This is a genomic window from Gracilimonas amylolytica, assembly GCF_002911695.1.
GTDB lineage: Bacteria > Bacteroidota > Rhodothermia > Balneolales > Balneolaceae > Gracilimonas > Gracilimonas amylolytica.
On record NZ_PQBS01000040.1, the window covers coordinates 36,664 to 51,841 of the forward strand.

Sequence of the window (15,178 nt, forward strand, 5' to 3'; positions counted from 1 at the left end):
CTGGCCTTATCGATCGTTTCTGATCGCTCTGATTCTTTCCAGCACCGGTGGATGCGAATAATTGAGCCAAACATAGAACCAATGCGGAGTCAGATTAGAGAGATTATCTTTAGATAATTTTTTCAGCGTTGACACCATATCTTCAGGCCTGCCGGTGGTATCTGCCGCAAAAGAATCCGCTTCAAATTCATGCTTTCTGGAAAGGATCTGCATAAATACAGATAATATCATATCTATGGGTGCATACAGCATTCCAAAAAAGATCAGTCCGGCATACACGGACATCTGTTCCATGTAGAATGCGTCAAACAGTCCCTCCGCATTCAGGAATATGGAAAGCAAAAAGAACATGACTCCGGTCTGAATGATACTGGTCACCATGCCTTTAATGATATGCTTTTTCTTATAGTGACCGATCTCGTGAGCCAGCACGGCCACCAATTCATCATTGGTATGATTTTCAATGAGGGTGTCATATAAAGCAACCCGCTTGTTCTTACCAAATCCCGTGAAAAAAGCGTTTGATTTACTCGATCGTTTTGAACCATCTATGACAAACAATCCCTGCAGTGGAAAGTCCACTTTTTCCGTGTAGTCTTCGATCGCGGTTCGCAATTCTCCTTCTTCGAGCGGGGTGAATTTATTAAATAATGGCATGATCCAGGTTGGAGCCACATACTGCATGATCAGTGTAAATGCGGTCACCGCACCCCAGGCATATAACCAGGCAAGTTCACCGGCATACATAAAGAACCAAAGGATACCTGCCAGTAATGGAGCTCCGATCACTAAGCTAAGCCCGAGCCCTTTCACCAGATCCATGACAAAAGTTTTGGGTGTCGTCTTATTGAAGCCAAACTTCGCTTCGATCACAAATGTTGAATAAATACTGATAGGCAAATTGATGATCATCTTAGCCACGATAAGAATTCCAATGTAGATCAAACCGGTCAGCAGCTCCCCAAAACCCCAGGCTCTGACGATCTGATCCAGCCAGTTGAAGCCTCCCGAAAACCAGAATCCAAGGACCAATGCCAGGTCGAACCCACCGGTGATAAATCCAAAACGGGTTCTAACTTTGGTGTACTCCTGAGATTTTGCGTAGGTATCTTCATCATACACTCCCTCAAACTCATCCGGCAGTTCTTTGGATAGAGACCTCAGGTTGAGATAATTTGAAACCAGATCAAGAATAAAATCTAAGGCAATGGTAGCCAGAATGATGATCGCGTAGATATTCATAAATTTACAAGAGTTTTTAAATTCACTCAAAGGTACAAATAAAGCACTGAAATATGACTCGGTGAATCTGATCAGCCTCATAAATAAAACAAATTAGTTTAATGTTAAACTATTGAATGATACTTCGTACCTTATCGTTGTGATAGCAAAACAAACTAATACCAAACGTCATGAAACATCACAAAGGCATACATCACATAACCGTACTGGCCGGAGAGGCACAGCTAAATGTCGAATTTTATACCAACAAGCTGGGTATGAGGCTGGTCAAGAAATCAGTCAATCAGGATGATCCGGGTACGTATCATCTTTTCTATGGAAATCAGGCAGCCGAACCCGGTTCAAGCCTAACCTTCTTTCCTTGGCCGATGGCACAAAAAGGTAAAGCCGGCGTTGGGGAAGTCACCAATGTAGGACTTCAGGTCCCTCAAAACTCGAGATCATATTGGGAGCAACGGCTTAAGGATCATGAGGTTCCTTTTGAATCTGTGGAGGTATTTGGCCGGGAAGCCTTGCGATTTGAAGACCCTGATGGCCTGGAACTGGATCTGGTTTTTGAAGGAGAAGCCAAGCCTGAGGTAAAGAATGTGGACTATATAGTGCCGGCTCAATACACCATTCAGGGTTTCTGGGGAGCACGCATGTTACTCACCGAAAAACAGCAGACCGAAATGTTACTTGGTGACTTATTTGGTTTTAAGGAAGCGGCTACCGAAGGTAACCAAACCCTGTATCAGACAGATGCTCCTATCGGACGTAACGTTATCATTGAAGTAGCTGAAAAGGCTGAATATGGAACCAATGGAAGAGGCATTGTCCATCATATTGCGTTCCGTGCAGAAGATCAGGAAGAGCTTGATGAACTTCGCCAAAAAGTTGGCAAAAAGGGATTAAGTCCAACACAGATCATCGACCGCCATTGGTTCAAGTCGGTTTATTACCGCATTCCGGCCGGAGTCTTGTTTGAAATGGCTTCTGATGATCCCGGATACACCGTGGATGAGGAGTTTGAACACCTTGGCGAAAAACTCATTCTGCCACCATGGCTGGAATCCAAAAGAGACCGTATCGAACAGATCTTACCTGAGATAAGTGTAGCCGCAAAAGCCTGAGATAAGATCCACTAAATAGAATAGAAATTTGTACAGCACATAATTCAATGAGTTTATTCAAAGCAACCGATAACAACCAATTCACAGGCCCACATCAATCCACACCTACCCTGAAAGGTGGCGTGAATGCGTCTGAGGCAGATGCTGCTATGATCCTTATTCATGGGCGTGGAGCCACTGTAGAAAGTATCCTCACCCTTACTGATGAGTTTGATACAGATAAAAAATTAACCCTCAGGGCTCCACAAGCATCCCAAAATACCTGGTATCCGTACTCTTTTATGGCACCTTCCGAAAACAATGAACCCAATCTTTCCTCAGCCCTGAAAAAGATCTATGACATAGTGCAGGAACTGAAGGAGGAGGGAATCAGCGAGGAAAACATTTACTTACTAGGGTTCTCACAAGGTGCTTGCCTGATCTCTGAGTTCGTAGCACGGCATCCAAATAAATATGGTGGTCTTGTTGCTCTAAGTGGCGGACTGATCGGAACCGGTAACTCCGTTGACCCAAAGGATTATGAGGGAGACCTTAAAGGTACACCTATTTTTATGGGTTGCAGCGATGTTGATCCTCACATTCCAAAAGAACGCGTGAATGAGTCGGAAGAGATCTTTTCACTGTTGAATGCCAATGTAACCAAAAAGCTATATCCGGGTATGGGGCATACTGTAAATCGTGATGAGATCGATCACATCAATCACATCCTCAATTCCTGAATTCAGGGAACCTGAGCTTCTGACCAAATCGATGATCAAGTGACTGAATTAGTAATCAATACCAATTCGGTCCTTGATCTTATTCTTGAGAGCGTCTTCCAGTTCTTTTTTCTTCTCTTCAAGCTCCTTTTGCTTCTGCTCAACCTTCTCAACCTGCTCGCGGATCTTTTCCTGAATAGCATTGTAGCGCTCCATGATCTCAGCTTCCTTCTCGCTTTTAAATGCTGCCAGTTCTTCTTTCTTACCGGCTACCTGTCGCTGAACCTCAGCTTCTATCTTACGGCGGGCTTCAGCAACTTCTTCACTTACTGTTTGCCGTAAAGCGTTCATGAAAAGATCATCAATATTAGATCTGAGCCTAATCCGCAGAGGGCCTTCCACATTATCAACCAATGCTGTTACATCAATTTCATCTGTAGATGAGATGGACCTTCTGATCAATGATTCTAACTGATTTTTAGGTTCACCGGCTGATGCAAAGTCAAAACTGAGCTCGTTCGCTATATAATCGATCCGGCTGTCAATACGCTTGTCGATAAGATCCAGTGAGACGTTCACATTTCCTTTTCCTGTCTGCAGATCATAGGGTAACAGGTCTGAGCCGGATAGTTTGGTATTCGCGAGGGTAAAGCCTGAGTAATTCATCTCGAAGCTTTCCCGGGGTTTATCTTCCAGATAATTGAATTCACCGTTCAAACTAAGGTTTACCTGATTTTCATCCTGTCCCCCAATATTAAACCGGATCGGTTCACCCGCTTTTTCTTGATCATTACTGATATCTGTGACCTGTCCGCTTATAGCGATCCCCGTTAGTGTTTTTCCGGACAGTTCAATATTTCTGAACCAAAGATCGGGGAGATCATACTTGTCTGTGAAGTGATAATCCACACCTTCGTATCTTGGAATTTTCTCCGTCTCTTCATCACTTCCTACAAACCGACTACCGTACTCTCTGGCTAAGGCCACATATTCAAGGTACACCGCATAATCACCCAGCAGGTTCTCACCGAATAATGCTTTCCCTATGTTCTGCACATCAAGGTCCGGCAGCTGAGCCACATTCACCGCCCGCTGAAAGTCATCCTGTATCCAGTTATCGATCTGAGAGATCTCATCGCGCGTGGTGCCATAATCATTTTGAAAATTCTGCTTTAGTGTTTCGGCTCGATTTCGCAGTGAATCAACCTGACCTTTCAGCTTTTTTACCTGCTCGATCGAACTCACTACATTCTTGGGATCTTTGAATTCCTGAACCTTGATGCCATCTATGGTTTGATTGATCTGAGCGATCTCATCACTGATGTTGGTATTATTAAAGGTGCTGTCCCATTTGGTATAGGTTTGCTGAATTCCGTTTCTGAGGGAATCCACTTTGTCATCGGTCCGAATATCCACTTTAGCCATCAGGCTGTCTACGTTAAGGTCGCTTCGTATTTCTGTGAACTTAACCTGTGCATTTTTCTGTGCCTGTCCGGCCACCTGATCTACCACCGAGTAAATAAACCCCGGCTCTTCATCCACCTCCGTTTCAGGGACTTCAAAATATCCATCTGTTTCTCGTTCTGTGGCTAACTCAAATCCCGTCAGTTTCACGTTATCAACTACCACCTTATTAGCCAGAATTAGGGGCCAGAATTGCATACTGAATTCGGTTTCACCGGTCTCAAAAGTGTTTTCCATGGTGTTGTTCTTATTTGCCACCTGAAGCCGATCCCATTTTAGTTTCAGGTTCAACAAACTGAACTCAAATCCATCAAACTCGACCTTGGCTTCGTTCATCACACTGGCCTGATATTCCACGTTGCTTTCTATCCAGTCGTCCGTGATAAAATATGCAGCGGCAAAACCGAGACCGATCAATACTAATATGGTAACTACTCCTCCTAATCTCATAATACTATCCTCTCACCCGGCTTACTGTTTTATAAATTGAATACAGGTTCGTTGATTTAAATGCCTGAACCACTTTCCATTTCTGTACTTTTGCATGGATCTTCTCCCGGTACTGAAGTACCAGTATTCTGAAAACGGGAAAGGCCGGAACTGAAAGTACTGCAGCCGTAACAAAGCTCCCTATCACCACGGTATTATAGAACTTAGTAAGAGCCCACCATTCGTTGTTGTACATGCTCACATAGGTTTCCTGCATCCCCTCAAGTTCCAGTAACCACACGCCAAAACTGTGAAACAGCGGATCTGCCAGATAAGCCACTCCACTAAAGATCATAAAGGAAAGTAGCGCCATACCTATATTTACCCTAAGCACAAGGATGAGTACAACAATAAAAAGATTATGGAGTGACATGAACGGTGTAAGCCCAATGATCATCCCCAGGATCATCCCTCCCGCAATTTGCGATGGTGAGGCTTCTGAGGCTAATGCTTTCATCAGCTTTGCAAGATATTTTAAAATCAGGAACATAGTACCCTTTTCGTTTTAATCTGAACTTCGATCTAAAATAACCAAAATGCTATTAACTTCTCATTCTACAATAAAAAGACGTTACCTATCTCTTTATTGGGAACAATGCTGAATTAGTTATATTAAATACCCTAATCAAAGCCACTCCATTCAACTTATGTCATCTTTATCCCGCATTTCAGTATTTCTCGGCGTACCGGTAGCCTTAGTGCTTCTTACGGCTTGTGAAACCTCATCAACCAACGAAGATCCAAATGCATTCTCTGATGGTACTAAAGATCAGATCGAAGCTCCTTTTCCCTGCGAGGATGGTAAGGCCTTGAATTATGATTGCAGCAATGTTGATCTCTTTGCTCACCTGAACATTTATGAACTAACCGAGGCTCAGGGTGGTGTTTATTTGAACGATATCTGGGGCTGGACAGATCCTGAAACAGAAAAAGAGTATGCCCTGGTTGGTTTAACCAATGGTGTTGTTTTTGTTGACATCAGTGAACCTGCAGAACCGGTAGTAGTGGCACGGCTGCCGGAATCAAATCTCAGAAGCAAGTATAAAACCATTCTCCCAACTGAATACCCGGCCTGTAATTTAGGGTTGGGAGCGACTGAACGGTCAAAGGCCATCAGTCAGGGGTCATCCTGGCGAGACATAAAGGTCTATAACGATCACGCATTTGTGGTCAGTGACGCCCAGCCACATGGCATGCAAGTTCTTGATCTAACCAAACTCAGAGAATACAGCGACGAGGTCATGACACTGGAGCATGATGCCTTGTATGATCGCCTTGCATCGGCTCACAATATTGTGATAAACGAAGCAAGTGGATTTGCCTATGCCACCGGTGTTACACAGGCTGAGGTTTGTGGTAGCAGTGATGAGTCCGGCTTACATATAATCAATGTTCAGGATCCAAAAAAACCAAGCTTCGCCGGATGTTATATTGAACCTGCCACCAGTTATGCCATTGCCCCCGGTTACGTGCACGATGCACAGTGCATCATCTACGACGGGCCGGATAGTGACCACACCGGAAAAGAAGTCTGTTTCAACTCAGCCGAGGGTGATGTTCTTATTTCTGATGTAAGCGATAAAGAGAATCCTATTACGATCAGCCTGAAGGGTCAGGCTAATATGCAGTACTCTCATCAGGGGTGGCTAACCGAAGACCGCTCTTACTTTCTTATGAACGATGAACTGGATGAACGCAACCTGATGCGCAATACCAAGACCTATATCTGGGATGTACGGAATCTGGATGAACCACAGTTTATCGGTTATTACGAGCACGAGACATTCTCAATTGATCACAACCTTTATATAAAAGGAGAGTACGTGTATCAGGCGAATTACAACGCCGGATTACAGATCATGGATATTTCCAACGTGGCAAACGGAGACCTTGAACGGGTGGCTTATTTTGATACTCAGCCAACCTCCGATGGTTCGACATTCGACGGCACCTGGAGTAACTACCCTTACTTTGAAAGTGGAATGGTGGTACTCAGCGACATTGAAACCGGGCTTTTTATAGTCAGACCAAGACTCTGACCTGACCAATTAACAGGGTCAAAGTGTTCATTATCCTCAAATTCATGGTATTCAATCAGCATATTTCCCAAATATTAAGAAGTGGCCGAAAGCCCCTCCTTTCTTTGAGGTACCACTATATTTGCTTACCTTTTGCACGATTTTTAAAACGGTGAAACGTACCGAAAAAAATAGTAATACAGCGAAAAACAGCGCAACTTTATGGATCTATTTGACAAATTAGAAACCCGCCCAAGTCCATTGGGGCCGTTTACTTCCGAAGGTTACGGTTATTACACATTCCCAAAATTAGAAGGACCTTTAGGCCCGGAAATGCAATTCAACGGCAAAGATATGGTCGTGTGGAGTATCAACGACTACCTGGGCATTGGGAGTAATGAAGAGATCAAAAAAACGGACACAGAAGCAACTGAAAGGTACAGCCTCAGTGCTCCTATGGGTGCCCGCCTTATGACCGGTAATTCTACTGAACATGAGTTACTGGAAGAAGAACTGGCAGCCTTTGTTCATAAAGAAAAAGCGCAGTTACTGAACTTTGGGTATCAGGGAATCATGAGTGCCATTCATGCCCTGGTCGATCGTAATGATATTCTGATCTATGACGAATTGAGTCATGCCTGTATTGTTGATGGTAAGCAGCTGTCAATGGCCGAAAAATTCGTTTTCAAGCACAACGATATCGAGAGCTTCAAAAAGCAGCTGTTTCGTGCCAAAAAGAAAATGAAAGAAAACACCTCCATTCTGGTTGTTACTGAAGGGGTGTTTGGCATGACCGGTGACCTCGGTATTTTAAAAGAGATCATTGAACTCAAAAAAGAAGTACCATTCAGATTAATGGTAGATGATGCCCACGGTGTAGGAACCATGGGAGAAGACGGTTCCGGAACCGGAACTCACCTCGGTGTTCAGGACGGGATTGACGTCTATTTTGGAACCTTTGCCAAATCCTTTGCACTGATCGGAGCGTTTATTGCTTCCGAGCCAAGAGTGATCGAATTCCTGAAAGCCAATTCCAGAAGTCAGGTATTCGCTAAATCACTGCCACTGCCAATAGTTGTGACAGCTCGCAAACGGTTGCAGATGATCAAAGACAATCCACAGTGGAGAGAAAAACTTTGGAATAATACCCTGAAACTTAGGGAAGGCCTTATGGAGATCGGTTATACCGTTCTGCCATCTGAAAGTCCGGTTACACCTGTATTGACCAAAGGAAGTACGGACCTTTGCCAGGATATTATGCGCAAACTTAGAGAAGAACATGGCGTATTCGTAAGCGGTGTGGCCTACCCGGTTGTACCAAAAGGGACCGTACTGATCCGCCTCATTCCGACAGCCGCTCACAACGATGCCCACATCGAGAAAACACTGAAGGCTTTTGAAGCCATCAAAGATTATGTGTTTGAAGCCGCTGAAAAACTGAGTGCTTAATAGCGATTGCACTTAATTAAAGTGATATTGAAACCCGTTTAGTGAAAGCTGAACGGGTTTTTTTATAGAGGAACTACGCGCACTTGCTCAAACGCGAAGGATTTCACATCCAAATCAGAATTCAAGGCGATCAGCTCTCCGTTAGTATTGGCCCCCAAAAACTTAAATTTACCCGGCAGCTGCTTTCCATCAACTTTGAGGCTGACCCATTTACCATAACCCGTCAGTGACCTATTGATATTTTTAAGTAATTCAGCATCCTGCTGACTCCACAGCCGGTATTTATATTCAATATCCTGAACCAGGTGAGCCAGCAACGATTCTCTGTTGAGATCATCTCCGGTTTCAATTTTTAGAGAAGTCGCCCCTTTAAGTGCTTCCCCGGAAAACTTCTGCTGATTGACGTTCAACCCTATTCCTACCACCACGCGATCCAGTTTATTTCCTATAAATACCGTTTCGGTCAAAATTCCGCAGAGTTTTTTTCCCTTAACCAACACATCATTAGGCCACTTGATCTGGGCATCGACCCCGGTAAGGTTTTCTATGGTATCTTTCACCGACAACGCACAAGTCAGGGTTAACAGGTTAAGCCTGTTAGCATTACCCGGCTGAAAAACCAGACTGAAGGTAAGGTTTTGTCCCGGCTCAACGATCCACTCATGTTCATGCTGCCCGCGCCCCCTGCTCTGAACATCAGTTAGCACTAAGGTGCCATGCAGAACCCCATCTTCCTTTAACTTTTTGGCAAAGGTATTCGTAGAGGGTAGTTCCTCAAAAAAATAAAGGCTACGCCCCAACCAGGAGGTAGCCAGTTTATTCTCAAATGTATCTTTATTAAACACGAGGCTTAAGGAATTCCGGTTTACTATTACTTTAAATCTGAATGTAACAGAATTCCGGGACTCTTCCCTAAAGTCTTATGTGTTATTCTCCGATCTTGACAACCGAGTCTTCCGTGCCAAATTCGTTAGGCACATACTCATCAGCAGCATCGTCATTTTCCCACCGCTCTCCGTCTATCAAATACTTGAACCGGTACTCATTTTCAGGCTTCAGGCGAAGTGTAGTTGTCCATTTACCTTTTTTCTTTTCAAGCTTTTCTGATCGGGTGTCCCAATCGTTAAAACTGCCGGCAACAACTACCTCTTTTTCTGCCCAATTTTCAGGCAGGGTCAAAGTTACTTTACACACTGTACGTTTTGGCGTGAATTCTTTTGAGATCATAACAATAAATTTTCTTCAATGAGTGAGTGAGTCCTTAAAATATTTGTATTATTTAAATATTTCAATGGTTTTGCATAATTTAAATTAGATGTGAAAAGATTTATCTTAATTTAATTAAATTTTAACCCATATTTAATAATTAATTAATTCTTGGAAGCGATTCCTGCTATAATTACCCTCTCTCTTTCCACTTATCCATTAATAAAATAAAACCCAATTTACGCCCTCAGATCTGGCAGATATTCTGACATCTTACAAAAGTGGCAGGATATTTGATGGATAAGAACTAAACAGTTGAACGGCCTTGTTTATAAGGTTAACTTTCAGAGTTAAGCAATTAATTAGCAGATCATCAATCCCCTATTATGTTAGATAAAATCGGTAAAGTTATTACCAAGATATTTGGCTCAAAGAGCGAAAAGGATATCAAAAAAATTCAGCCCATCGTAGATCAGATCAAGTCCTATGAAGATCAGATCAAACAACTTTCTGATGATGAATTAAAGGGTAAAACAGAGGAATTCAAGCAAAAGATACAGAATGCCACCGCCGAGACCGTGGCTGAAATTGAGGAGATCAAATCCCAACTTGATGATCTTGAAAATCTCTCCCCGACGGAGCACCGCGAAATGGCGGAATACCTGGATGAACTTGAAGAGAAAGAGCTCGAAATTATTGAGGAGGTATTGGATGAGATCCTCCCGGAAGCCTTTGCCGTTTTAAAGGATACCTGCCGTCGATTTGTCGGAAAATCCTGGAAAGTAGGTGGAAATGAGATCACCTGGGAAATGGTTCCCTACGATGTGCAGCTTATTGGTGCCATCGTTCTCCATCAGGGACGTATTGCTGAGATGAAAACCGGTGAGGGTAAAACGCTGGTTGCTATCTTCCCGGCCTACCTGAATGCCCTGGCCGGAAAAGGCGTACACGTTGTGACGGTAAATAACTACCTGGCGATGCGTGATGCCGAATGGAATGAACCGATCTTTAATTTCCATGGCCTGCATGTAGATTGTATCGACCGTTACCAGCCAAGCTCTGATCAGCGCCGGGAAGCTTACAAAGCCGATATTACATATGGAACCAACAACGAATTTGGTTTCGATTATCTGCGTGATAACATGGTGATCGAGGAAGAGCAGCTTGTGCAGCGCGAACACCATTATACCATCATTGATGAGGTTGACTCTATTCTGATCGATGAGGCCCGAACCCCGCTTATTATTTCAGGTCCGGTTCCACAGGGAAATAAATCAGACAAATATGTGGAGATGAAACCCCGGGTAGAATCTCTGGTTCAGGCTCAGAAGAAGCTGGTTGCCAATCTTGTGAAGGAAGGGAAGGAATTACTGGAGAAAGGAGACGAGGAAAAAGCAGGTCTTGCCCTGTTCAGAGCGGTTCGCGGGTTTCCGAAGAACACACAGCTCCGAAAAATGCAGCAGGACCCCAAGATCCAGAAGCTGATACAGAGAACAGAGTCATTTTATCTGCAGGATAATGCCAAGAATATGCCGGTGGTGGATGAGTACCTGTACTACGCGGTAGACCCTAAAATGAATTCCATTGAGATGACTGAACAGGGTCGTGAGTTCATTACCAAAAAAGGTGAGGATGAAGACTTTTTCATTATTCCGGATCTGGGTGAGGAAACAGCGATCATTGAAAAAGAGATCGATAAGCTTGAAGAAGAAAAGCTTGAAGAGATCAAAAATAACGATGAATTCAGCGATGAGTATAAAGAGAAGAAAGTTGAGGAAGCTAAGCAGGAGATCCGGCAGGAGCGTGAACGCCGTTTCAATGAACTGCACCGGAAATTTGCTGAGAAAGGTGACCGTATTCACACCGTCAATCAGCTGCTGAAAGCGTATACCAATTTTGAGCGGGAAGAGGAATACATTGTTCAGGATGGCAAAGTTCAGATCGTTGATGAGCACACCGGCCGTGTACTTTCCGGCCGCCGTTACTCCGATGGCTTACATCAGGCTATAGAAGCTAAAGAGCAGGTAAAAGTTGAGGCTTCAACTCAGACCTATGCTACCATCACCCTGCAGAATTATTTCAGGATGTACCACAAACTTGCCGGTATGACGGGTACTGCTGAAACTGAAGAAGGAGAATTCAACGAGATCTATGAACTCGATGTGGTGGTGATCCCAACTAACAAACCTATTGCCCGGGATGACAAAGAGGATCTTGTATTCAAGACCAAGCGTGAGAAATTTAACGCGGCAATTCAAAAGATCGAGGAATATCACAAAAAAGGACAGCCCGTACTGGTAGGTACCACAAGCGTGGATGTGTCTGAAACGATGAGCCGAATGCTGAAACGTGCCGGCATCCCTCACAATGTGTTGAACGCCAAACAACACGCCCGTGAAAGTGAGATCGTTAAACAAGCCGGTGAAAAAGGAGCTGTTACCGTTGCCACCAACATGGCGGGCCGTGGTACGGATATCAAACTGGCAAAAGGGGTGAAAGAAATCGGTGGGCTGGCCATTCTTGGTACTGAACGACACGAATCTCGCCGTATTGACCTTCAGTTGCGAGGACGTGCCGGACGTCAGGGTGACCCGGGTGAGACCCAATTCTACGTGTCTCTCGAAGATGACCTTATGGCCCTGTTCATGTCAGACCGTGTGGCTAATGTGATGGATAAACTGAGCTTTGAAGAAGGTGAGGTGATCACCCATCCATGGATCACCAAATCACTCGAACGGGCACAGTCGAAAGTTGAGCAAAATAACTTTAGCATCAGGAAACGTCAGCTGGAATATGATGATGTACTGAACAATCAGCGTAATGTGATCTATGCTCGCCGTAAACATGCCCTTTCCGGAGATCAGCTGAGAACTGACATCCTCGATATGCTTGATGACCTGATCGAAAACCTGGTTGAGGAGCACGTAGCTGCCGGTGATTATGATGGGTTGCACGAAAATATCCTTCGCAATCTCGCAGTAGATGTCGATTACGATCGTGAGGAATGGGCTAAAATGAACGAAGTGGAATTAAAAGACCACATCGTTAACAAAGCCCTTGAAAACTATCGCAAGAAGGAAGAGCGAATTGCAAGGCCATTGTACGAGGTCATGAAACGCATCAATGAAGCAAATCCTGAAAACAGACCCGACAAAGTTCAGGTGGTTTTCACGGATGGAATTCGTCGCATGCGCATAGTGGTGGATGTGGAAAATGCTCTTAAAAATGAAGGACGTGAAGTTGCACGTTCACTCGAAAAAAGCTCTATCCTTTCCATTATTGATCAGAAATGGATGGAACATCTGCGTGAACTTGACTCTGTTAAAGAAGGTATCGGACTTCGTTCATTTGCACAGAAAGATCCACTGCTTGAGTATAAACGAGAAGCTTTTGATATGTTCAAAATGCTGCTTGATGAGATCAACAAAGAAGCTATTTCCGTTATCTGGAAATCGGTGCCGGAAGTGCAAGCGGAAGAAAAGGGACTACAGCAGGCTCAGAAACAGAAGTCGAGGTACGATACATCGGCCATGGAGACACAACACTCAGACTCAACGGGCATGGGACTCAAAGCCCCCGCTCAGCAGTCGGGTGGTGGACAGCAGCCACAAGGTGGCAATGCCAAGCGCCAACCGGTTGAAGTGGAAGATGAACCCGGCCGTAACGATTATGTAACTGTTCAGAATATCAACACCAACGAAACCAAAAAAGTGAAATGGAAATATGCCAAACGCATGGTGGATGAAGAAGGCTGGGTAGTGGTTGAAAAATAAATATGACCACACCCTTTATCTCTGAATGCGCTATTGGCAGTACGCTATGTACCTAATTAATTTTTCACTATGTTTGGTGCGAATTAAATTCATACTTACGTGGAAGTTTTAGGAATAGACATTGGCAGTTACGGCATCAAAGGAGCGATCGTTGACACCGAAAAAGGTGAGATCGTTTCAAAGAAGAGAACCACTGACAAAATTGAGGATACGCGTCCCCATAAACTGATCTCCAAACTCCACAAGGTCGTCAAAAAGTTTGATTGGAACGGCCCGATAGGATGTGCATTTCCGGCTGCCACCAGCCGTGGCATTGTACTTTCAACCACAAGAATGGATCAGGGTTGGGTTGATGCCGATGCCGATCACCTCTTTTCCGAGATAACCGGCTGTAACGTCAGTGTAATAAACGATACGGATGCCACCGGTCTTGCTGAAATGAAGTTTGGCGTCGGGAAAGGCCAGCGAGGCACCGTCATTGTGTTATCTGTTGGAACCGGTATTGGATCGTCCATTTTTGTAGATGGCATTCTGGTTCCCAATACCGAACTCGGTCAGATCGAGATCAAGGGCATCAGCATTGAAGAACGGGCATCCAATAAGGTCAGAAAAGAAGAAGGTATCCGAAAAAAGACCTGGGGAAAGAGACTGCAGCTGGTACTGGAACATTATGAACACCTGTTCCATCCCGACCTGTTCATACTTGGCGGGCAACTGAGTAAGAAAGCTGACAAGACCTTTCCTTACATCAAGATCAAAACGAAATTCAAGGCCGCCAGCCTTCTCAATAATGCCAGTATTGTGGGCGCGGCCTACTATGCAGCCTCGGTTCAAATTAAGAACAAGGAATTTTACCGCTGATCAGTTGTTTGAGTGCAACGCGATCCGGTTCCCCTCACTATCTATGATAACCGCCATATAGCCGTTATCCTCTGTGATCAATCTTTTAGGAATCAAGATCTTACCTCCTGCCTCTTCCACTCTATCTAAAACGGTTTGAACGTCAGGGTTTGCATTCAGGTACAACAGTGGGCCCATACTGTCGCTGGGTTTGTACATGTCTTCATATTGGATCAATGCCCCATTTACCGTCCCACTTACTGCCGGGAAGAGCACCATACTCAAACCATCTCCGATATTGAGATCAAACATTTCGAAATCGAAGATCCCCTCGTAAAACTTCCTTGCTCGATCGATATCGCTGGCAGGAATCTCAAACCAGTTTATTGCATTTTTCATAAGACCTTAAATTATGTTGAGGTATTCTAACTGCTTTACAGTTAGTCTCTTAGTTTACTCAAAAGTCGGTTTAATTCCTCAGCCTCATCTGCATTAAGCTTTTCGAACCGTTCATCCAGGCTTGACATTCTATCCTCGATCTGTGCCAACAAACGGAGTCCCTCATACTTAATGTAAACCTGAACTAATCTACCATCATCCGGATCCTTTCTCTTCCTGACTAGATCTTTCTCGATCAACCTGTCAACCAAACGAGAGGTATCCGATCGTTTATCAACCATCAATGTTTGGATCTCTTTTGTGGAAAGCGGTTCGTTATTTGCTGCTTTAAGGATCTGGAGAATTGAAAGCTGCTGTCGGGTGATCTCAAATTCATCCAGAAAATCTTTTACCTGATTTCGCATCCAAACTTCGGTTTCCCGGATGTTATTTCGTAGTTCTTGCCAAACAGAAAGGTCTGTTGCCTGAAGGGTATTAGTACTCATGAT

13 protein-coding genes are annotated in these 15,178 nt (G+C 44.2%); 6 read left to right on the forward strand and 7 right to left on the reverse strand.

The features are described 5' to 3' along the window. Nucleotides 1-6 precede the first annotated feature (6 nt). A complete protein-coding gene (locus C3B73_RS12425) occupies nucleotides 7-1,242 on the reverse strand; it encodes a M48 family metallopeptidase (protein WP_103666195.1) in 1,236 nt (411 codons plus the stop codon). 170 nt (nucleotides 1,243-1,412) lie between these two features. Between C3B73_RS12425 and C3B73_RS12430 the strand changes: the two genes are divergently transcribed. Together C3B73_RS12430 and C3B73_RS12435 are read left to right on the forward strand one after the other, a co-directional pair. After that, complete coding sequence (locus C3B73_RS12430) at nucleotides 1,413-2,354, forward strand: VOC family protein (protein ID WP_103665933.1); 942 nt, start codon at nucleotides 1,413-1,415, stop codon at nucleotides 2,352-2,354. 47 nt (nucleotides 2,355-2,401) lie between these two features. Then, complete coding sequence (locus C3B73_RS12435) at nucleotides 2,402-3,073, forward strand: alpha/beta hydrolase (RefSeq protein WP_103665934.1); 672 nt, start codon at nucleotides 2,402-2,404, stop codon at nucleotides 3,071-3,073. A 48-nt stretch (nucleotides 3,074-3,121) separates the two neighbouring features. Here the strand turns inward: C3B73_RS12435 and C3B73_RS12440 are convergent, their stop codons facing one another. Together C3B73_RS12440 and C3B73_RS12445 are read right to left on the reverse strand one after the other, a co-directional pair. Then, nucleotides 3,122-4,966: a TIGR03545 family protein gene (locus tag C3B73_RS12440; protein WP_103665935.1), complete on the reverse strand. Its 1,845-nt coding sequence runs from the start codon at nucleotides 4,964-4,966 to the stop codon at nucleotides 3,122-3,124. Nucleotides 4,967-4,970: 4 nt separating this feature from the next. Continuing rightward, nucleotides 4,971-5,495 (reverse strand): DUF2062 domain-containing protein, encoded by a 525-nt coding sequence (locus C3B73_RS12445; RefSeq protein ID WP_103665936.1) that lies wholly within the window; start codon nucleotides 5,493-5,495, stop codon nucleotides 4,971-4,973. Between the two features lie 157 nt (nucleotides 5,496-5,652). Here C3B73_RS12445 and C3B73_RS12450 point away from each other — a divergent pair, with 157 nt between their 5' ends. Together C3B73_RS12450 and C3B73_RS12455 are read left to right on the forward strand one after the other, a co-directional pair. Further along, on the forward strand, nucleotides 5,653-7,044 hold the full coding sequence (locus C3B73_RS12450; RefSeq protein ID WP_103665937.1) for a choice-of-anchor B family protein: 1,392 nt from the start codon (nucleotides 5,653-5,655) through the stop codon (nucleotides 7,042-7,044). 201 nt (nucleotides 7,045-7,245) lie between these two features. After that, on the forward strand, nucleotides 7,246-8,472 hold the full coding sequence (locus tag C3B73_RS12455) for an aminotransferase class I/II-fold pyridoxal phosphate-dependent enzyme (protein ID WP_103665938.1): 1,227 nt from the start codon (nucleotides 7,246-7,248) through the stop codon (nucleotides 8,470-8,472). 62 nt (nucleotides 8,473-8,534) lie between these two features. Here C3B73_RS12455 and C3B73_RS12460 read toward each other — a convergent pair whose 3' ends face one another. Then, on the reverse strand, nucleotides 8,535-9,317 hold the full coding sequence (locus tag C3B73_RS12460; protein WP_103665939.1) for a biotin--[acetyl-CoA-carboxylase] ligase: 783 nt from the start codon (nucleotides 9,315-9,317) through the stop codon (nucleotides 8,535-8,537). Nucleotides 9,318-9,399: 82 nt separating this feature from the next. Next, entirely contained in the window at nucleotides 9,400-9,699 is a 300-nt protein-coding gene (locus C3B73_RS12465) for an isoamylase early set domain-containing protein (RefSeq protein ID WP_103665940.1), read from the reverse strand. A 377-nt stretch (nucleotides 9,700-10,076) separates the two neighbouring features. On the opposite strand from C3B73_RS12465, the gene secA reads away from it, so the two are divergent. Continuing rightward, a complete protein-coding gene (gene secA, locus C3B73_RS12470; RefSeq protein ID WP_408609862.1) occupies nucleotides 10,077-13,451 on the forward strand; it encodes a preprotein translocase subunit SecA in 3,375 nt (1,124 codons plus the stop codon). A gap of 99 nt (nucleotides 13,452-13,550) precedes the next feature. Next, the gene (ppgK, locus tag C3B73_RS12475) at nucleotides 13,551-14,312 is read left to right on the forward strand and encodes a polyphosphate--glucose phosphotransferase (RefSeq protein ID WP_103665942.1); all 762 of its coding nucleotides are present in this window, start codon (nucleotides 13,551-13,553) and stop codon (nucleotides 14,310-14,312) included. Here ppgK and C3B73_RS12480 read toward each other — a convergent pair whose 3' ends face one another. Together C3B73_RS12480 and C3B73_RS12485 are read right to left on the reverse strand one after the other, a co-directional pair. Continuing rightward, entirely contained in the window at nucleotides 14,313-14,690 is a 378-nt protein-coding gene (locus C3B73_RS12480; RefSeq protein WP_103665943.1) for a VOC family protein, read from the reverse strand. 41 nt (nucleotides 14,691-14,731) lie between these two features. Beyond that, complete coding sequence (locus C3B73_RS12485; protein WP_103665944.1) at nucleotides 14,732-15,175, reverse strand: MarR family winged helix-turn-helix transcriptional regulator; 444 nt, start codon at nucleotides 15,173-15,175, stop codon at nucleotides 14,732-14,734. Nucleotides 15,176-15,178: the final 3 nt, after the last annotated feature.